The sequence below is a fragment of the Bacillus marasmi genome (assembly GCF_902168435.1).
Taxonomy (GTDB): domain Bacteria; phylum Bacillota; class Bacilli; order Bacillales; family Cytobacillaceae; genus Bacillus_BU; species Bacillus_BU marasmi.
The window spans coordinates 164,166-183,243 of record NZ_LR656172.1 but is presented as its reverse complement, the minus strand read 5'-3'; the positions used below and the strand labels follow the sequence as shown (position 1 = coordinate 183,243).

The following is a 19,078-nucleotide window of genomic DNA, read 5'->3' as shown; positions in this document are numbered from 1 at the left end:
TATTGAGCCAGACTTACCCGCAAATGAGGATGACACTGAGGTTATTATCCCAAGTAAAAAGACCAAAAAAGTTACATCGTCATCAAAAACATCTGGTAAGAACGGCACAACAGCACCAAGTACATCAACAGGAGGTACTACTCCTTCACCTGGTGGAACAAGTAAACCTAACCCTGAGCCTACTCAACCACCGAAGGATAACAACACTCCTACACCACCGCCGACAAAACCGGATGATCCAAAGCCAGATCCAGATCCAGTTACACCACCAGGTGATGGCGATGGCGGTTCAACCACTCCTGACCCAGAACCACCAGGAGATGATAAACCAACAGATCCACCGGCAGACCCAGGTGAAAAACCAACAGCAGAGTAACAACCAATCAAAACTATCAAAAAAAAAAGCAAAGGCACCCAGCCTTTGCTTTTTTTCGACAAAATTCGGGTGGTGACAGGCACCTCGTTTAATCTGTTCGACAATATTCGGGCGGTGACAGGCACCACAGCTGCACCGCAGCTGCCGCAGCGGAGGAACCGCGGCGGCAGCTTAAGCTTTTTTATATCCTTTACCTTGAAAATTATTGTAAAATAAATCTGAATTTTTCATCCTAACTAGAATCTTTTGTTACGAAACGACACCACTGGAGGAAGCAATGAACAATACAATCGTTAATCAAGAGGATACTCACAAAACAATAAAATTAGATGCGAAGCTGTTAAGTTCTACCGAACCGAATCTTGAGATTAATCCAGAATCCGAACTGTTGCGCTTCAAAGAAAAAATCCTGTACGGCCCCCCATCGTGTTATGTTATTACGGGCTACAGAGGCGTAGGAAAAACGAGTTTTATAGAATTATTAAAGAATCGAATACACGAAGACCTTAAACGAAAAAATACTCACTCATCCGAAGACGATGAATTCGAGGATATCTTATTTGTGAATTGCAATTTTGTTCAGGGAGATACAAAGGAAAATATTTTACGAAAATTAATTAGACAATTGGTATCCGCAACAAAAGAACATCTTCCACAAAAATTAGAAAAAAATCCTGACATTGAACAAGAACTATCATTACTATATAACCGAACCTTTTATTCCGTTGTTGATAACCAAAAACGCACGATTGAAAATAAGTTTAACTGGGGCGTTTCGTTAAGTTTAATCATCCCTTTAGTACTTATGGTCATCATTTTTTTCAGCAATATTTCTCTATCTTTTCGGCAAGAAGTGAGTGACTTTTACGAGCTTATCAAAGATAACCCCAAATATATTCCAGCTGGAACGGCGATTCTTGGCTTGTTTTCGATTGCCTCCCTCCTAATCGGAAAGGGCTATGAAAATAAAGAGGTGGATGAAAAGGAAGTAAAAACCCTCTACGATGATGAGATTGCCGAGGTCCGCTTGCAAGAGTGCATACATAATCTAGCAAAGCTTAAAATAAAAATCATTTTCATTTTAGATGAATTAGATAAATTTAAAAATGACGTGGATTTAGATAAATTTTTAGGTGAACTTAAACCGATTTTAATTAATGGCAAGGCTTCATTTTTGTTAGTTACGGGCCAAGTCCTATCGAAGAGCTTCGAAAAGGCCTTTATGGAGGATGACGCAATTCTTCCAAGCATTATTTCTGATACAATCCATGTCCCTTTACCTGACAAAGCCAGCTTTGATAAGGTTTTTGAAAAGCTCACCAATTATAGTGAAAAAAATAATCATTATCAACACTATCTCCACTCAGCCATTTTAAGATCAACTAGAGTACCGAGGAAATTTTTTAATATTATTAGAAAAGATTCAAAATGGGATAATACCTCAATCCCACCAAAACCATATATTGAAATCTCTAAAGAGAATCTCAAAATCTATGAAAGAGATACTGAAATACTGCGCTGCATTAGTAGTGTCATAACAAAATATCACGAAACCACCAAAAATCCTGATCCCCCTCTTATTGATTTTCTAATCAGCAGGCTGCACCTCTACGCTGATAAAATCAAATCAATGGGAGCGGCTTCCTTTCAAATCGAGGATATAAATAAAATCGATCAGGATATTAAAGATAAATGGCCAACTGGGCATCGCGAAGCGCTTGATACCGTTTTACAAGCATTCCTTGAAGAAATGGACAACAGAAAAATCCTTGATTATAGCGAGGAGGCATCCTCCTATTCATTCACAGAATTAATCCAGGAGGAAAATACGCTTGAGCTAACAGCCAAGCAATTCCTTAAGGAAGCAGAACGGTTTGAACTTTTTCTCAAAGGAATTTACAAAGAGGTATTCGCTAGCAACGGTGGTGCATTATACAACATCCTCAAAGAACTACATTCAGCGGGGATTATGAACGAGCGCAATTTTTATAAAATCAGTAATATAATTGCTCAGAAACAAGAATTACTTACTGTGAAAAATAATGAAGATATAGAAATTGGAAAAATTAGGAATTTGGAGCGAGAGATCAAGATATTCACCATTTCGATTCTTGAACGCTTCACCTATCACATTATCGAAAATACGCTGAACAAGGAAAAATACTTAGCTTCCGATGGCGTAAAATGGGCTAAAGCCTTTTCCGAAGCAGGCCAAAGGAATGTTCATGTCCCGGACTATATTATCACTAAGGCACCGGACCACAACGTTCCAGACATAATCGTAGAGATTAAATTAATGGAAAATGCAGCTTCAAGACTAAAAAAGGTTAGAACCCAGATTGAAGAAATCCTTAGTAAACTAGACGTTTTAGAAAAGCCGATTAAATTAATCTTAATATTTTACCATTCTTCTACTGATAACAAGGTTCAATCATTAACGGAAGATACGTTCTTCACCCTTGGTCTCTCACCAAAGGTGTCCCTAGAAATCATATCCCCCAACATTTATCGGGATAAGGACAAACCACTGAGAGATTACTTGCTTGAAATTTTTAATAAAATCGATAAGGAATAACTTTTCCTATTTTTTACAAAAGTACCCTTTTGGGTGCTTTTTTCTTATTTTTCACACTAAAAATAGATGTTTTCCGCCTCAAAACTAAAAAAACCAGTTTCGTAGTATTTTTAACAAGATTGCAATGATTAACTTAGGGTTATTTTTAGCAAAATTAACAAAGCAGTGTAAGGTTGAAGAACGCTCTCAGTTCCAAAAAGAGGAATTTTGGTTATCCGTTGCAGCAGTTACAGAATGGAAAAAACGGGTTAAGGGAAAAATAATAAAGCTCCTAAACATTCATAATGAGGGCTCTTCATCGTAATCAAAACAACTTACGGAGGGGTTACATATATGGTTGAAAAACAAGAAGGAATTAAGCCTTCCAAAAAATATGCCAACGGAACTTTTCACGAAAATGCTTCAGGAAGATTTCAAATACTTGATCGATTTCTCGGTAAAGATGGGGTTGTTTATCTCAAAATTCAATGGGTCGCAACAGGTCAAATTGAAACCAATAAGGAAGTAAATATCTCCGCTTCTATTTGGAAATATGAAAAAGCCACGGGTAAAATTAAATCAGTAGAAACCAAACCACCTCTCCCTGAAGTAACTCTATCAGATTTATTGGAAAAAATAGAAACATTAGAGGAATACCTTCACGAAGCACACGAGAATGGAAAAGCTTATCATGAACTAGCGAAGTCAATGCACGAAGAAATTCATGATTTAAAAGAAAATTTGAAGCACAAAAATGAAACCATTGACCGTTTAATAGAAATACAAAGAAATATCCAAGAACAAATCGCGGTTTTAATTAAACAGAATGACCTCGCTTCAAAGCTAATAGAGAAAATGTAATGAAAAAAGAGGCGGTTTCTTGAAGGCTGCTCAAGTAGTTCTATTTTGTGGTAAAAATAAAGAAACAAGCATGCTCTATGAGACACTTTCGTTGCTTTTCCTAGAAAAATGCTCATAGAGCCCCCCTTCGATTGGCATTCACCGCCATCTTCGAGAACGCTGTTTCTGTTATTTTCAGTGGGAGTTACCATCAACGCCAGCATATTAAGTGTGATTACAGGTTGGCACCACTCAGTCGGTGCCAGGCACTGGTACAGGTTGGCTTAATTATGATGTAGTTGTTTTTTCTTCTTCATCATATTTGTATAGGTGTACATAAACAGTCCTGAAACTGCCATAAACATCATACCCATCGAAACAACCTTTGTTACAATCACTCCATAATCTGAATCATTTAATACAAACTTCAAAATCATCAATATTACAATTGGAATTGTTAGGATCCTATGTATTTTCCTAAAGTTCAACACGATATTTTTCATTTTTAAACCTCCTATTATTATACCCCGTACGGTATATAGAACCATTGTATAACACATTTGTGAAAAAAGTATGAAATTAGTGTTATATTTCAAAAAACAAGGTTTACTTTGGGTAGACTTGAGTAAAGAATTGGAATACATATAATCCCTCACATCAAAGGTTGTTTTTTCGGTTAGTTAATACATCATCTTGTGCCATGCTGGATATTTACTCCCAATCTGGTTCAATACAAATTAAGGAGGCACCACTATGTCGAATCCAAATCAAAAAATCGTTCCACATTTATGGTATGACAAGGAAGCAAAGGAAGCTGCCGAATTTTACGTTTCCGTTTTCCCGAACTCGAAAATTACGAATATAACAACCATCCATGACACGCCATCAGGCGACTCAGATTTAGTCTCTTTTGAGCTATATGGGCATAAGTTCATGGCTATCAGTGCAGGTCCATACTTCAAGCTCAATCCATCGGTGTCATTCATGGTTAATTTTGACCCTTCAAGAGATAAAGACGCTGAGGAAAAAATCCAAGAGGTTTGGAATAAACTCTCTGATGGCGGAACAGTGTTGATGCCATTTGAAAAATATCCGTTCAGCGAAAAGTATGGCTGGATTCAGGATAAATATGGATTGTCCTGGCAATTAATACTGACTAATCCCGAGGGTGAGGTGCGACCACCAATTGTCCCTTCCCTTTTGTTTGTCGGCGATCGTTGCGGTAGCGCGGAGGAAGCTATGAATTTTTATTTATCTGTTTTTAACGATTCAAAGCCGGGTCAACTCGCTCGCTACCCTAAGGGCATGGAGCCTGATAAAGAAGGTACGATTATGTTTTCCGATTTTTGCATAGAGAATCAGTGGTTTACCGCAATGGATAGCGCGCACGAGCACCATTTTAATTTTAACGAAGCCATCTCATTCTTAGTGAATTGCGACACACAAGCGGAAATTGATTATTACTGGGAAAAGCTCTCTGCTGTTCCTTCCGCCGAGCAATGTGGCTGGCTTAAGGATAAGTTTGGCATCTCCTGGCAGATTTCACCTACTGAAATGGACAAGATGATGAGTCAAGGTACACCAGAGCAGCTTGCTCGCGTAACGAAAGCCTTCCTAAAAATGAAGAAATTTGATCTTGCGAAACTGCAAGAGGCATATAAGGGATAATATGAGTGCAGCTAGTGGACGCATTTCTGTAGCAAATGCGTCCATTATTACGAAAAGAACAATATATAATGAAAGTTGAATGGAGGTTTAAATTAACGATGAACATTAAAAAGACAGAAGCGAACGGCCATATCATCGCCACTGCACAGGCGGATTCTATCATTCTAAAAGATGAGCAAAGCGCTTTAGATGTAATTATGTCAATAAGTTTTGAAACTGGTTGTAATCGAATCGCACTTAACAAGGAATCCATTTCAGAGGATTTCTTTAACCTTAGTACAAAACTTGCAGGAGCCATCCTACAAAAATTCGCTAACTACAATATTAAGTTTGCCATCATTGGCGATTTTTCAACTTACACTAGTAAACCACTTAAAGATTTCATTTACGAATGCAACAAAGGCAACAGCATATTTTTCGTATCATCAGAAACTGAAGCAATCGATAAATTGTCCAAGGCAATATAAACAGATTAGAAGTTCGTTCCTATTATTTTTCTGATTATAGCGGACACTGAGTACCTTATTTTCTTTAAAAGCCCTAAATTCAAATGGTTTGCGGACATCAGATCCCTTATTTAATGAAATTCTTTATAGTTTGATAGTTTTTTGGGCAAATAAGGGATTCTATGTCCGCTTCCACCTCGGAAAAACTGTTTTTTGCACAAATAGAGGATTGTATGTCCGCTAATTATGTTAGCCTGAATCCGCAATTAATCAAACGTTTGAATAACAACATCCAGATTAGATGGCATCACCCATTCGACAAAATTCGGGTGGTGACAGGCACCTCTACCTCTTTGCAACTTCAATTAAATTCCATTTTTTATATTTCCTGTTAATTATCCACCTGATATGTTGTATTATTATTAAGGACTATTGGGGGTTAACATTATTAACAGAGGTGAAAACATGCTAAAAATGATTATTGCTATTGCTGCCACTGCCATTATTGGTGTGGGTGGATATTTCGGCTATCAAGAGATTGTACTACATAAATCAGAAGAAACAACGAAGCCACAAAATCAAAAAGAAACAAGCGATGACTTGAAAGTAGATGAGGTTCAGAAGATTTTAGAATCCAATCTAGATTCCATATTAAATACCTTTAATACATTAGGAGATCAACACCAATGGGGGCCTAATCTTCGTCCCGATTTTAATATCATACGGCCTGAAGTATTACCATTTGCAACCGAGGAATTTGCTGACACTAGTTTAAAAGAATTCGCTGAAAACTATTACTGTGATTGTGATTCTTTCATTTACCCTCAAATTCAGTATGATGTTCGTTTCATTGTTGAACAGGAGGATAACAAACTAAATATCTCTGCGATAGAGCCGGCAACGGAAATGACGAACATGGGTTTTCAATGGGAGTTTCAGTTAATAAAAGAAAATGAAACTTGGAAATTGGCAAAATGGGAAACTCAATCTTTACAAGGGAAGGATCTTAAATTAACAAAAGAGGAAGCTCGAAAATTACTATCCCGTTATTCTAGTAAACCCGAGTTTATTAAAGAGTATGAATCAAAAGATGGTGCCAGAAAGGCATTTCTATTTAAAATTGCAGACCAGAACAGCGAAATGCTAATGGCGATAAGTTCAAAGGATACTCAATTGTTATATGACTATCAGGAACACGTAGAAACAGAAACAAAAACACAGGCTACTCAGACAGAAGAGAGTAACTCGAAACCTAAGGAAAATAAGGAAAATGCTTTTACATCTAAGATAACCTTGTCAAAGAATCATTATAATGATAAAGATTTTATCACCTATCCCCAGGTTTCAGGTGTTAGTAGCAAATCGTCACAAGAAAGCATTAATGCAGCGCTAACTGGAGCAGCCAAGAAGGCTTATGATGCTTACCTGAATCTGATGAAAGAACAAGAGGAAATTCAAAACGAAGATTATTGTAAGGAAATGCCAGATTCATGTCACTTTGCCTATGATTTGAGTTACGAAGTGAAATATAATGCCGATGGAAAACTGAGTATTTCATTCTACGATTACACTTACACTGGTGGGGCTCACGGAAACGGAGTTGTGTCTGTTTACAATTTTGATATCAAGACAGGGAAACAATACCAAATCAGCGATATGCTAAAGACTCCTGATGCTTTCTCAAAAGTAACAGAATATGCATTTAATTATTTGAGCACTAATAGACCATACTCAAGTTTTGTAACAAATAAAGCTGACTTTACCATTAACGAAAATACACAATTCTCATACGGGGACGACGGTATATTTTTAATTTTCCAAGAGTACGAGGTTGCCTCTTATGCTGATGGACACCCAGCAATATTTGTTCCAACTTCTGTATATAAATAACTAAATAAAATGACCAAATCATTCGACAAAATTCGGGTGGTGACAGGCACCTCAAGCATCTTATAACTCTCCTTTTTTTCTGATATAATTAAAAATTATGAAAATAAAAAAGGAGACAACAACATGAAATCAGTTGCCTTGAAGGATATAGATAACAAAAATTTTTATCAGTGCATCCTATTAAAATCTGAAGAATCGGATCAACATACTCTATTTGAGGAAAATGTGGCTTCAAACGCTTTTTCGATTGCCCAATCAAAAGTCGAGCCTGAATGGGAAACAAAAGCCATTTATAATGAAGAAGACCAACTGGTTGGATTTGCCATGTACGGACTTTCTCCTATTTTAAATGTATTTTTTATTTCTAGACTAATGATTGATTACCGATTCCAAGGTAATGGGTACGGACGGCTATCGGTACTTGAAATTATTAAACAGATGAGAAAATCTGTCTGCGGGGAAATTTATACGAGCTTTGTTCCAACTAACGTTAAAGCTAAAAAAATATATACTAGCATTGGATTTACAGATACGGGACGTTCAGTAGAATTCGGCAATGAGTCTGAGGCCATTTATTGCTTGAAGTTATAATTACAAATGATTATAAATAGTTGAAATTTGGAAAGGAGAGCTGCGAGATTGTGCAACTCTCCTTTTCTTTATATTTTGCTAGGGAATTTAACCAATCCGACTTATAACTATTCCTCTAATATTTCAAGAGTTTTAGCTTACATTTGGTATTTTGTGAGGATAATATTTCTGATTTTTACAAATGATAGTTATAACAACATTTGCTATGAGGAGTTAACAAATGAAGGAAAATAGTTTTCAATTAACGACACCGGAAATAGCTGCATTGTGGAGTACATACATGCAAAGCAGTGCAACCTTTTATTTTTTACAGCCTTTTCATCAACATCTTAAAGATTTGGAGATTAAGCCTATTGTTGAAGAGATGATGCTGTTACAAAAAGACAACATTAGAAAAATCGAAGCCATCTTTACAGTGGAAGATTTTCCTATTCCTGAAGGCTTTTCTGATAAAGATGTTGATTTATCTGCGCCTCCATTGTTTTCAGATTTGTTTGCCCTAAGTATTGTGTACCGAATGGGGCAGGTAAGCGTTCCAAATTACGGTACAGTGCTTACTAAAGTTGCTAGGTCGGACGTTGTCCAATTTTTTGATGAATGTTTAAAATCTTCAACCGAGCTGTATCAAAAATCATTAAAATTAATGCTATCAAAAGGTATCTATGATCGTCCGCCAAAAATACCATATCCTAATAAAATTGAATATATGGAAAAACAACAATCACTATTAGGATTATTTTTCGGTGAAAAACCTCCGCTAAATGCAGCCGAATTAGGTGAAATCTTTTACGCAATTGAACGGAATTATATAGGAATTATCCTTTTAATGGGTTTTATTCAGGTGACAAAAGATAAAGAGTTAAAAGAACATCTCATAAATGGGAAAAAGCTGTCCGAAAAGCAGATTGAAATCTTCAATAAAATCCTAAAAGATGAAGAGCACCTTGGTAACATCCCAATAAATGTTGAGGTAACAGGCTCAACCGTCTCACCATATTCTGAACGATTAATCCTTTTCTTGATATCGTCAACGACTACAACAGGAATTTATTTAATTGCTTATACCATTGCTAATTCACTGCGTCAGGATTTAGTTTCTAGGTGTTCATTACTTATAGCTGAAATTTTAAAATACGGAAGTGATGGTCTAAATCTAATGATCAACCGCGGATGGATGGAACAACCGCCCCAACCGATAAACAGAAAGGATCTGTATAAGTAAAAGAAACACGAGCAGCGCCCCGTGTTTCTTTACTTTGTCTCAGGTCCCCGTGGTCCCTTTATTATTCGACAAATTTCGGGCGGTGACAGGCACCCTTTCTGGATATACTATTGCTGAGGTGATTTTAAATGAGGACGTATGAGGAAATAGTAGACGAATTGTTAGGATCGATGAAAGATGTTGGTTTAGAACCATATAATATTAGAGAAAACATTGAATTGAGGAGTTTATATAAAGAGTTTAATTGTAACTGTGGGGTCGATAGTGCAAATGCTCCACATTTAATCAGCGCTCAAATCAACTTTGGTTGGGATTCCCTCCTTTCTGCTACTTCAATCTACGGAGATTCTTGCGCGTTATACCATGATGATTTTGTAGATTGTCCACATGATGAATCTAATTTGGAAGCTTCAATAGAATTAGAAATTAGTTATAACATTGAAATTCATGAAGACTTAAAAAAGGACACAAGTCATTTATCCAATGAGTTATTCTCTTTTTTTAATAAAATAATGGAGCATGAAAATATACCAACAATTCACTGGAAAGTAACAGCAAACAAAAATGGCGATACATATATTTCTGCAATTAAGGCTACGCATTACTGGGAGTTAGAAATAACAGATGATCAAAACGATTTCGAAGGGATATTTCTCGAAGTAAAAGATGTCTTGGCCGGTTTATATGAATTACCTTTCATAAAAAATCAGCATTGAACCGTTCGGAAAGTAAGGGGGAGAACTTTTGCTTTGTCTGTCTGTCTGTCTGGAGCATTTACTTGGGCTTTGAATGACACACAAAACACGCCTGTGAAACATCCGTGAAACAAGATTTTTCGGGCGGTGACAGGCACCCCGTCACACAAACGACTATTTCACCCTGTCCTTTTTGCTCTTTGCTCCCTATATAGAGGGTGAAAGCAAGCGAGTTTGATACACATTGAAAGGACGGTCGAAAATTTATGATTACAGAGCAACTTATTAATCAATTCTCGAAGAATGAAATTTTGGAGGATTTATCCCAGTTTGGGACAAAGGATGAGTTTCATCGGCATATCGCAATGTGGATTGATGAATATGAAGCTGATTTTACAAGATGTGAATTGCTGTCGTTGCAGTGGATTATTGTCTTAGCTGAAAAGGAAGATCATCTCGGAGTTTGCAATGAAACAACAACTAACATTCTTGAGACCGTATGTAATGCTAGTTTTGGTTGCTGCTTTTCCGGACATGCCTTCCCAAGCGCAATCCGCAAGGCCCTCGGCATGGAATTGATTTCAATTTACCGAAATGGTATTGATGAAAACGGGTTACAGAGCTTTATTTATGTGTTTAACAGATTTGAAGCTTAACTGGAAAAATAAAGATAACTAAGACTCACCCGCAAATCATCGACTGGCTCATGCAAATTTGAAGTACCTCCATCTCCATTTTCACATAAGATAAAATAAATGCCCAATTAGCCTCCACCAGCTAATTGGGCATTTATTATTATTCGATAAGCAAGCAACCTTCTCCTCACCGCTCGCTGGGAGTAAAAAGATTTTTTAATAAATATGGAACTGCGCCATTAGGGTATAATTACCATTTTTTCTAATTCGTTGGTTTTTACGAATTAACATTTAATAATCAGCATAATGATAAAAAAAACGTCAAGGGGATGATGACTTGAGCAAATTCAATCCATATAAACTATCCGTGGAATACATGGATGGTGTTACTGCAACAGGACCTGTTATCCCAAGACGACACACATTAACTCATTCCGATTTAACGGGAAATCTATTTTTAACAATTGGAACTCATTATGCCTGGAATAAAATAAACCCTAATAGAGATGAAGTTTTAGGTGAATGGAACCTAAGCGGCAATTCCTTTTCCTATCATGTTTATTTATATATTGATCAAGGCGAGTATACCGCGGGTGAATCTTCAAAACGTAATGAAATATTTAAGTGCGAATTACCACTTGCATTAACAGCTATCCGGTACGGTGATCGGTTTTTATTCGACGCCTACCCTAATCTAGATCAAGCTCCAATTATAGTGAACTTTATGTCTACTTACCCTCAGATTGCTAGGAGAGAAGTTTGGGGTACATTCCAAAACTTTTCCGAATCAAAACTATATTGAACCTTTCCACGAAATAATGATTTGTGAAACACTCCGTGAAACAAGATTTTTCGGGCGGTGACAGGCACCTTTATGCCCAATTTCTACAACAAAAGAGCATTACCCCAAAAGGGCAATGCTCAATTATTACATATGATTAATATTTAGCTACATTGGGGAATTTTCGGGAAAACTTGGATCCATCCTCATGTTTCTCTTTTTTTGCTGCTTTATATAAATACATATTTCTGTCAGCCTTTTTGACTAATTCACTAAAACTGATACCATCATCGGGAAAAATCGCTGTGCCAATCGATACGGAAACGTTTATTCTGTTGCGCTGCGAAACTTCGGTTAATTTTTCCTGAATACGTTGATTCAAATCTTTGGGCTTTTTAGCTGTTAACAAAGGTGAAATGATTAGAATTTCATCGCCTCCCCAACGGGCAACAATATCATTCTCTCTTGTCACCTTTGTAATGACTGAGGCAATATCATGGAGTATTTTATCCCCAACTTCATGACCGTAATTGTCATTAATTGGTTTGAAATTATCAACGTCTACAAACGAGATGCATAATTTTTTACTTTTTCGAAGAGCTAATGCCAATAACTTAGGAGCAATGATCTGGACGAATCTTCGATTGTATAAATTAGTTAGTTGGTCTTTTTCGGAGTGGAATTTTACCTTGTCATACTGGTTCCCCATCCACCAACCGATTAAGCAAAAGAAAATCAAGGTTATTAAATGAAAATAATTGAATGTCAGACTACCACTAGACCACATCACTACATAAATCATCATTACAAATATGGTGGAAAACGCCCTGCCCCTGTACTCCATATAGCATCCATCCCAACCCTCATTATACCGTTAAGTGTATCATACAAATTATGCCGAAATAACGAAATATTGTTAACATTTGTAAACGTTTTTCTAAACTAATGACAATTGAGTTTTTTCGACAAAATTCGGGCGGTGACAGGCACCGCTATTTGTATTGGATGTAGAGTTGGGTTAGGTTGGTGATTTTTGTGCTTTTTGGTATTTTTAGGTAGAGCAAGTCTTGGTTGGAGAAGAAGTTGCCTCCTTGCATAATCGAGCGCTCTTTAGTAAATTGCGCTACTGGAAATGCATTTCTAAAGTCTGAGAATTCTAGTTGAACATGTTCAGGATTTCCTAGCATCAATGTGTTACCGTCTAATATTAATCGAGCCGGTTTTGTAGCCGCTGTTACGTCCCAATTATTCATGTATGTTTTTCCCTTATAGAAAATAGCGTTTATTTTCCCATCAGCCGCATCTGTTTTTTCCACAACAATGCTAGTAAAAAATTGCCCCTCGACTTCCGCTTTAAGTTCGAGCGCATCGCCCTTGAAATCGAAGCTCCATTCCTTCTGTTTCAACGCATATTTCTCGTCGTCAAGCTTTCCTTGCAACGCCACTTCATATAAATCTACATATTCCATTTCAGGGCGCTCAGACTGAACAATTTTTCCAGAAATATTAGACTCCATCGGCAAAGTAAACACTAGGACTGTTCCTACTAGTAAAATTGCTAAGTATCCCGCTAACATGATTCGAAACCACTGTTTAAAAAAGGAATTTCGAGAAAACAGCTTCATAATCGCCATCGGAACGCCAACAAGGAATAAAATAATCAAAATCGGTAAGATAAAGGTCATGGTCTTACCTCCATTCGATTTGACAAGGCAAACGAGCCGGCCAATAGAATAAATACTGTAACAACCACTTTAATAATAAATAATAGGAGCGAAGTCTCTCTCGTAAAAAAGAAAAATATAGAAATGATCACACCATTCTCACCAAGTCCGGCGCCGACAATAAACGTTGCGAAGGCCACCGCTGGCAGGAGCAAAATAAAAATCCGAGAAATCCCGATGATCGTCCCGCAAATATACCCCAACACACCAATTAAAAACACGTACAAACTGGCTGCAGTCATCCCGGTCAGCAGCTCCAACGGATGATTCATCACATTAAAGCTATGCAGAAGAACCTTATTTGAAAAATAATATACAAAAACCATTAACAAATTTGAGGCTAATAATGCTGTGATGCCGCCAATGACGCTTGCCGCAAATAAGAATGCCGCATTGGACAAATTGCTGCTGAATCGATTTGTCACAAAGGTAAAGTCATCGTTGCGGTTCGCTTTTGTCGTTAAATTAAAGCCAATCACGAATGCCCAAAGCATTGTAAACGTCACGACAAAGTCCCCAGAATAAAAGTGGACGGTCATATCGAGGGTGTCACTGCCGGACCCTGACATCCCTGTTCCATTAAAGGAAAGTGCGATGGCGATAACCTGTAATACCACCATCGTCAGAAACGCCGGCAAATAGGCCTTCATTTTATAAAGAAACTGTTTTCTTACGATTTCGGTCAAGCTAGGCTTGATTAAAGACATCGTCAATTCCCCCCTTTGTGCTACCGGTCAAGTAAATACATAAATCATTCAATGGTACGGGTGATATGCTGAGGCCTTCAGTCGCCAAGCGTTCGAATTGTGCCTCGGTAAAATCGTTTTTAACCACGGTATAGGCAGAGTCGAATCCAAGCGTTTTCGTGTATAAGACCTCTTTCGCTTCTGTCCACTTCCCGACAAGTGCCGCCGGTCCTTGCAAACCAATCGCATATTCCTTTAATTCCGCCGCTGGCATGTGAAGTAGCTCGCGGCCATTGTTGATTAGGAGAATATCCTCCAGCAAATCTTCCATCTCATTTAAATGATGGGTCGAAACGATGATGGTACGCGGAAAGGCAAGATAGTCTTTTAGGAGCGCTCTGTAAAAATCTTGACGGGCTGTCGCATCCATCCCTGTTGTTGGCTCATCAAAAATCGTGAGCTGGCAATGCGCGGCTAAGCCTAAAATAGCGTTAAATGTGCTTTTTCGCCCTTTCGATAATGAGGTATATGAGTCATTCGGTTTAAACGAGAAATATTGAAACAAGCCTTGGGCAAGCTTTGCGTCCCAGTTTTGGTAAAATCCACCAGCAACCTGCAGGATTTCCGTTAGTGACAGTGAAGCTGGGAGGCTCATTTGGTCATGAATAAAAATCGTGTTTGCCGACACGAATAGATTATTGAACGGAGTCTCTGAAAATACTTTTACATCACCAGCTGAGGGCGTTAATAACCCGGCGATGATGCTTAGGAGTGTTGTTTTCCCTGCACCATTTCGCCCGATGAGACCCGTGATTTTATTATCTTCAATGGTAAAAGAAATCCCATTTAGCGCCCGATTGTTTTGATAGACTTTGATCAGTCCGTTGCATTCTATCACGCTCATTTTCCACCCTCCCCTGGTTCGGTATTGTTAATCATTTTGATTAGTTCTTCCTTCGTCACGTTTAACCGTTGTGCTTCTTGAACGACTTCTATGATTAACTGCTTTAGCGTTTGGTTTTTGCGCTTATTTGTGATCATTTCTTTGGCGTTTGCTGTTACGTACATCCCCAATCCCCGCCTTTTATATAAGATTTGTTCGTCGGCTAATAAATTTAAACCCTTTGCTGCCGTTGCCGGGTTAATGTTAAACATTTCCGCAAGCTGATATTGTGAGTAGATTTTTTCGTCACTTTGAAAATGGTCGTTTAAAATTTCCGTCTCTAACCATTCTGAGATTTGTAGATAGATGGGCTTCGCTCCATTAAAATTTGGAATCAACCGCTTTACCTCCTCTCTAAGTTAGTGCATTACTGATGTAATGTACTATACACCACTTCCCCCAAAACCTCAATCCTCCTGGGGAAATCAACATAGTAATCTTTTCGACAAAATTCGGGTGGTGACAGGCACCTTATGCGTTCGACAAATTTCGGGTGGTGACAGGCACCTTATGCGTTCGACAAATTTCGGGTGGTGACAGGCACCTTTGCTAATAGGAAAAGCAGCATCACAATAACGGATGCTGCTTTTCTAGATGATGAGTTGGTTTCCTTGTAAGTCGAATGCGCTTAGGGTCATCCCCAATCCACCAGCCGTGTTGTTATATCCTACCGGGAAATTTGGGTCTGCTGTATCGCCAGGACGCTGACCATACCCATTTGGAAAAAACGCATCATTAGAATACACCTGAATTTGATTGTTCGATGGTATACTGGTGCCTCCTCCTCCACTAGCAAAATAAACGGCTAGGCGTTCATTGTCGTTATTTTCAAAATAGTTATTTTGGATTAAGAGGTCATTCATTAAACTATAGTCTATACGTGTGGTTAAAATGATACTACTTCCAGAATTGCTTCCATGGTTAATGTTGTTGCCCTCAATATATAAACTAGTTGGACCTTCAAGGATTCCGAAGAAATTTACGAATTGATTAAAGCTACTCATCGTATTTCCATTTATATGAATGGTTCCAGACATCGTATACGATACAAGGTTAGGTTCGAATATAACAGCTCCAACACTGGTGCTATTACCATTAAATGTATTATTTAATATATTAGTAGTGCCTCTAACCATTTGAAACCGTAGGCTTTGTGAATTTGTCGCATTATGATTAAAGATATTATCCTCAATTGTTAAATCTTCCGCCCAGAAGTACCCGCTACGAACTGTGCCTTCAATGATATTCGAACTGATATTGATATTATGATAAAGGTTTGCGAGTGTTCTTAATTCCACTTTAACAACTGCGTTTGAACCTGTCAGAGTTCTGTTGCTTATTAGGTGTAAATTGCTAATTGTCACATCGTCAGACTCAATGACTAAACCATCTAAATTCACTATCGGATCAAATATGAGTTGTGGCATCGATATTGCTTGCGAACCATCAAGTATCATCGATTTTGTAATGTTAAGCTGTGAAGCGATGTTGTAAATTCCTTCTAAAATATGAACAGTACCACCATCCGCAACTGCGTTCATCCCCTCTTCAATTGTTCCAAACGGATGATTCAGTGTGCCATTTCCTCCTACTGCCCCAGACTGAACGAAAATGTTGAATGGATCAGAACTGATCTGAGCGACTGAATTTAATGAACGATTAATAATATCTAAGGTTAGTATATTTATGGCTGTTAATGCAGTAATTTCTATTTTATAAAAATGAGTCCCTGATGGAGGCTTATCTATCCAGGTAAGTGACGGGGTATAGGTATCACTCGTTATAGTAGATGTGCTAAATTGTCTGCTACGATTAATTTGTGCTGAGGTTAGCGTTGTCGGTGCGTCACCCAATCTTTGTAATACAATAGATATTTCCAAGGAGTGATTAGTAGAATCTGTGGTTTCGAAAAAGATTCTTGCAAAGGCATCAAGTTTAATGCTTTCTCCGTCAAGTGTTGATATTGGTGGAAGTTCAAGTGTTATTGTTGTATTAGCCGGAAGCAGCGATTCGCTATCATTTGATTGGTCTGAAAATAAGCTTACCCCTCCTCCTTGGGGACCTTGCTCGCCTGTTGCTCCTGTTGGGCCTGTTGGACCTTGTATTCCTTGGGGACCTTGCTCGCCTGTCGCTCCTGTTGGGCCTTGTATTCCTTGGGGACCTTGTTCGCCTGTCGCTCCTGTTGGGCCTGTTGGACCTTGTATTCCTTGGGGACCTTGTTCGCCTGTTGCTCCTGTTGGACCTTGTATTCCTTGGGGACCTTGCTCGCCTGTCGCTCCTGTTGGGCCTTGTATTCCTTGGGGACCTTGTTCGCCTGTCGCTCCTGTTGGGCCTTGTATTCCTTGGGGACCTTGTTCGCCTGTTGCTCCTGTTGGGCCTTGTATTCCTTGGGGACCTTGCTCGCCTGTCGCTCCTGTTGGGCCTTGTATTCCTTGGGGACCTTGTTCGCCTGTCGCTCCTGTTGGGCCTTGTATTCCTTGGGGACCTTGCTCGCCTGTCGCTCCTGTTGGGCCTTGTATTCCTTGGGGACCTTGTTCGCCTGTCGCTCCTGTTGGGCCTTGTATTCCTTGGGGACCTTGTTCGCCTGTTGGGCCTGTTGGACCTTGTATTCCTTGGGGACCTTGCTCGCCTGTTGCTCCTGTTGGGCCTTGTATTCCTTGGGGACCTTGTTCGCCTGTCGCTCCTGTTGGGCCTTGTATTCCTTGGGGACCTTGTTCGCCTGTTGCTCCTGTTGGACCTTGTATTCCTTGGGGACCTTGTTCGCCTGTCGCTCCTGTTGGGCCTTGTATTCCTTGGGGACCTTGCTCGCCTGTTACTCCTGTTGGGCCTTGTATTCCTTGGGGACCTTGCTCGCCTGTTGCTCCTGTTGGGCCTGTTGGACCTTGTATTCCTTGGGGACCTTGCTCGCCTGTCGCTCCTGTTGGGCCTGTTGGACCTTGTATTCCTTGGGGACCTTGCTCGCCTGTCGCTCCTGTTGGGCCTTGTATTCCTTGGGGACCTTGTTCGCCTGTTGCTCCTGTTGGGCCTTGTATTCCTTGGGGACCTTGCTCGCCTGTTGCTCCTGTTATGCAAGCTGGTTTAATTAGTTTTTTTTTGAGTTTCTTTGCTTTAGAATCCTGTTGATCCTTTCCTTTAAGGTTATGATTTTCCCTGTTCATAAACTCACCCCAAAACATATTTGACCTTACATAATATGGAATATCAAGATAAATGATTGGACAATTTTTGCCTTCGAAGTTGGGTAAGCATTCTAGATTCCTTAGCATGGGGAAACAAGAAGGGAGATTCTCTCGACACCTCAATAATTCCATCCACACATACTCCTGGCTTTCGATAAACCTTGTACAACTTGAAAGCAGCACCTTCATATTGAGGATGCTGCTCTCCCTTTATATAAATTATTCTTAATAAACTTTCAATGATTATAGTAATAAACCAAATTCACAATATACAATGGATAATATTGGACAGGCAGTGATACCGCTCCTCTCTTTCTGCACAATTTTCAATTCACTTAACCCATAAAATTTGGTAACATTTTGGAAAAATCACGAATCATCCAGCGTTTTCAATGTATCCACGCAAGCTCCAGCGCCTCGATTAGTTTTTTACTATACAGGCGACAACTGCTTGTGAGAATGTCTTCTGATTCCCGATCCGTTTTTAAACCGTCGATGAGGATTCGACCGCCTTGTCCTTTTGCCGTTTCCTCCAGAATATCAACTGCCGTGGCAAAGTGAGGATAGGTTGAGTCGCCAGCACCAAATATCGCAACAATTTTTCCAGTTAAATCTGTACTACGCAATTCATCATAAAAATCGACCAACTCGTCAGGTAACTCTCCATCTCCCCACGTATAACTGCCGATTAGGATCATGTCGTAAGAAATCAATTCCGCCGCTTGGGCTTCGATTGAATCTTTTATAACCACGTTCTTGCCAGCCTTCATGAATTCCGCGGCAATGGTATTGGCCATTTGTTCCGTAGTACCGGTCATACTGGTATAAATAATGATGATATTCATTCA

Annotated in this window: 17 protein-coding genes and 1 pseudogene; 10 read left to right on the top strand and 8 right to left on the bottom strand. The window is 38.9% G+C overall.

The window, feature by feature from the left end:
• Positions 1 to 653: 653 nt before the first annotated feature.
• Complete coding sequence (locus tag FXW34_RS13690; protein WP_147534570.1) at positions 654 to 2,951, top strand: ATP-binding protein; 2,298 nt, start codon at positions 654 to 656, stop codon at positions 2,949 to 2,951.
• Between the two features lie 333 nt (positions 2,952 to 3,284).
• Positions 3,285 to 3,791: a hypothetical protein gene (locus FXW34_RS13685; RefSeq protein WP_147534569.1), complete on the top strand. Its 507-nt coding sequence runs from the start codon at positions 3,285 to 3,287 to the stop codon at positions 3,789 to 3,791.
• Between the two features lie 263 nt (positions 3,792 to 4,054).
• Here the strand turns inward: FXW34_RS13685 and FXW34_RS13680 are convergent, their stop codons facing one another.
• Positions 4,055 to 4,273 carry a hypothetical protein gene (locus FXW34_RS13680; RefSeq protein WP_147534568.1) on the bottom strand — a complete coding sequence of 73 codons (219 nt, stop codon included), beginning with the start codon at positions 4,271 to 4,273 and terminating at the stop codon, positions 4,055 to 4,057.
• Between the two features lie 250 nt (positions 4,274 to 4,523).
• Here FXW34_RS13680 and FXW34_RS13675 point away from each other — a divergent pair, with 250 nt between their 5' ends.
• The 8 genes from FXW34_RS13675 to FXW34_RS13640 all read left to right on the top strand — a co-directional run bounded on the left by FXW34_RS13675 (position 4,524) and on the right by FXW34_RS13640 (position 11,719).
• Positions 4,524 to 5,438 carry a VOC family protein gene (locus tag FXW34_RS13675; protein ID WP_147534567.1) on the top strand — a complete coding sequence of 305 codons (915 nt, stop codon included), beginning with the start codon at positions 4,524 to 4,526 and terminating at the stop codon, positions 5,436 to 5,438.
• 98 nt (positions 5,439 to 5,536) lie between these two features.
• On the top strand, positions 5,537 to 5,905 hold the full coding sequence (locus tag FXW34_RS13670) for a DUF4180 domain-containing protein (RefSeq protein ID WP_147534566.1): 369 nt from the start codon (positions 5,537 to 5,539) through the stop codon (positions 5,903 to 5,905).
• Between the two features lie 444 nt (positions 5,906 to 6,349).
• Positions 6,350 to 7,774 carry a DUF3298 and DUF4163 domain-containing protein gene (locus FXW34_RS13665; RefSeq protein WP_147534565.1) on the top strand — a complete coding sequence of 475 codons (1,425 nt, stop codon included), beginning with the start codon at positions 6,350 to 6,352 and terminating at the stop codon, positions 7,772 to 7,774.
• 123 nt (positions 7,775 to 7,897) lie between these two features.
• Positions 7,898 to 8,365 carry a GNAT family N-acetyltransferase gene (locus FXW34_RS13660; RefSeq protein ID WP_147534564.1) on the top strand — a complete coding sequence of 156 codons (468 nt, stop codon included), beginning with the start codon at positions 7,898 to 7,900 and terminating at the stop codon, positions 8,363 to 8,365.
• A gap of 220 nt (positions 8,366 to 8,585) precedes the next feature.
• Positions 8,586 to 9,587, top strand: coding sequence for a DUF3231 family protein (locus FXW34_RS13655; protein ID WP_147534563.1), 1,002 nt, complete (start codon positions 8,586 to 8,588; stop codon positions 9,585 to 9,587).
• 128 nt (positions 9,588 to 9,715) lie between these two features.
• Entirely contained in the window at positions 9,716 to 10,303 is a 588-nt protein-coding gene (locus FXW34_RS13650) for a hypothetical protein (protein ID WP_147534562.1), read from the top strand.
• A gap of 245 nt (positions 10,304 to 10,548) precedes the next feature.
• Positions 10,549 to 10,938, top strand: a complete 390-nt coding sequence (locus FXW34_RS13645) for a hypothetical protein (RefSeq protein WP_147534561.1) — start codon at positions 10,549 to 10,551, stop codon at positions 10,936 to 10,938.
• Positions 10,939 to 11,254: 316 nt separating this feature from the next.
• Complete coding sequence (locus FXW34_RS13640) at positions 11,255 to 11,719, top strand: staygreen family protein (RefSeq protein WP_147534560.1); 465 nt, start codon at positions 11,255 to 11,257, stop codon at positions 11,717 to 11,719.
• Positions 11,720 to 11,855: 136 nt separating this feature from the next.
• Here the strand turns inward: FXW34_RS13640 and FXW34_RS13635 are convergent, their stop codons facing one another.
• The 7 genes and pseudogenes from FXW34_RS13635 to FXW34_RS13605 form a co-directional block, all read right to left on the bottom strand.
• Positions 11,856 to 12,542, bottom strand: a complete 687-nt coding sequence (locus FXW34_RS13635; RefSeq protein WP_147534559.1) for a GGDEF domain-containing protein — start codon at positions 12,540 to 12,542, stop codon at positions 11,856 to 11,858.
• A 148-nt stretch (positions 12,543 to 12,690) separates the two neighbouring features.
• Positions 12,691 to 13,383, bottom strand: coding sequence for a hypothetical protein (locus tag FXW34_RS13630; RefSeq protein WP_147534558.1), 693 nt, complete (start codon positions 13,381 to 13,383; stop codon positions 12,691 to 12,693).
• Complete coding sequence (locus tag FXW34_RS13625; RefSeq protein ID WP_147534557.1) at positions 13,380 to 14,129, bottom strand: hypothetical protein; 750 nt, start codon at positions 14,127 to 14,129, stop codon at positions 13,380 to 13,382. Before FXW34_RS13625 ends, FXW34_RS13630 begins: the two co-directional genes overlap by 4 nt.
• Complete coding sequence (locus tag FXW34_RS13620; RefSeq protein WP_147534556.1) at positions 14,110 to 15,012, bottom strand: ATP-binding cassette domain-containing protein; 903 nt, start codon at positions 15,010 to 15,012, stop codon at positions 14,110 to 14,112. The genes FXW34_RS13625 and FXW34_RS13620 overlap by 20 nt, the downstream gene beginning before the upstream one ends.
• Positions 15,009 to 15,389, bottom strand: a complete 381-nt coding sequence (locus tag FXW34_RS13615; protein WP_147534555.1) for a GntR family transcriptional regulator — start codon at positions 15,387 to 15,389, stop codon at positions 15,009 to 15,011. The genes FXW34_RS13620 and FXW34_RS13615 overlap by 4 nt, the downstream gene beginning before the upstream one ends.
• A 1,713-nt stretch (positions 15,390 to 17,102) precedes the next feature.
• Positions 17,103 to 18,128, bottom strand: a pseudogene (locus FXW34_RS13610) (collagen-like domain-containing protein); the annotation flags it as partial.
• Positions 18,129 to 18,619: 491 nt separating this feature from the next.
• Positions 18,620 to 19,075, bottom strand: a complete 456-nt coding sequence (locus FXW34_RS13605; protein ID WP_147534554.1) for a flavodoxin — start codon at positions 19,073 to 19,075, stop codon at positions 18,620 to 18,622.
• Between the last annotated feature and the right edge of the window lie 3 nt (positions 19,076 to 19,078).

Bases quoted from the DNA above. Each gene is read 5' to 3' on its own strand.
- FXW34_RS13690 (WP_147534570.1), top strand. From the start codon at position 654: ATGAACAATACAATCGTTAATCAAGAGGATACTCACAAAACAATAAAA.
- FXW34_RS13660 (WP_147534564.1), top strand. From the start codon at position 7,898: ATGAAATCAGTTGCCTTGAAGGATATAGATAACAAAAATTTTTATCAG.
- FXW34_RS13685 (WP_147534569.1), top strand. From the start codon at position 3,285: ATGGTTGAAAAACAAGAAGGAATTAAGCCTTCCAAAAAATATGCCAAC.
- FXW34_RS13650 (WP_147534562.1), top strand. From the start codon at position 9,716: ATGAGGACGTATGAGGAAATAGTAGACGAATTGTTAGGATCGATGAAA.
- FXW34_RS13625 (WP_147534557.1), bottom strand. From the start codon at position 14,129: ATGTCTTTAATCAAGCCTAGCTTGACCGAAATCGTAAGAAAACAGTTT.
- FXW34_RS13655 (WP_147534563.1), top strand. From the start codon at position 8,586: ATGAAGGAAAATAGTTTTCAATTAACGACACCGGAAATAGCTGCATTG.
- FXW34_RS13680 (WP_147534568.1), bottom strand. From the start codon at position 4,273: ATGAAAAATATCGTGTTGAACTTTAGGAAAATACATAGGATCCTAACA.
- FXW34_RS13620 (WP_147534556.1), bottom strand. From the start codon at position 15,012: ATGAGCGTGATAGAATGCAACGGACTGATCAAAGTCTATCAAAACAAT.
- FXW34_RS13665 (WP_147534565.1), top strand. From the start codon at position 6,350: ATGCTAAAAATGATTATTGCTATTGCTGCCACTGCCATTATTGGTGTG.
- FXW34_RS13605 (WP_147534554.1), bottom strand. From the start codon at position 19,075: ATGAATATCATCATTATTTATACCAGTATGACCGGTACTACGGAACAA.
- FXW34_RS13670 (WP_147534566.1), top strand. From the start codon at position 5,537: ATGAACATTAAAAAGACAGAAGCGAACGGCCATATCATCGCCACTGCA.
- FXW34_RS13635 (WP_147534559.1), bottom strand. From the start codon at position 12,542: ATGGAGTACAGGGGCAGGGCGTTTTCCACCATATTTGTAATGATGATT.
- FXW34_RS13630 (WP_147534558.1), bottom strand. From the start codon at position 13,383: ATGACCTTTATCTTACCGATTTTGATTATTTTATTCCTTGTTGGCGTT.
- FXW34_RS13645 (WP_147534561.1), top strand. From the start codon at position 10,549: ATGATTACAGAGCAACTTATTAATCAATTCTCGAAGAATGAAATTTTG.
- FXW34_RS13675 (WP_147534567.1), top strand. From the start codon at position 4,524: ATGTCGAATCCAAATCAAAAAATCGTTCCACATTTATGGTATGACAAG.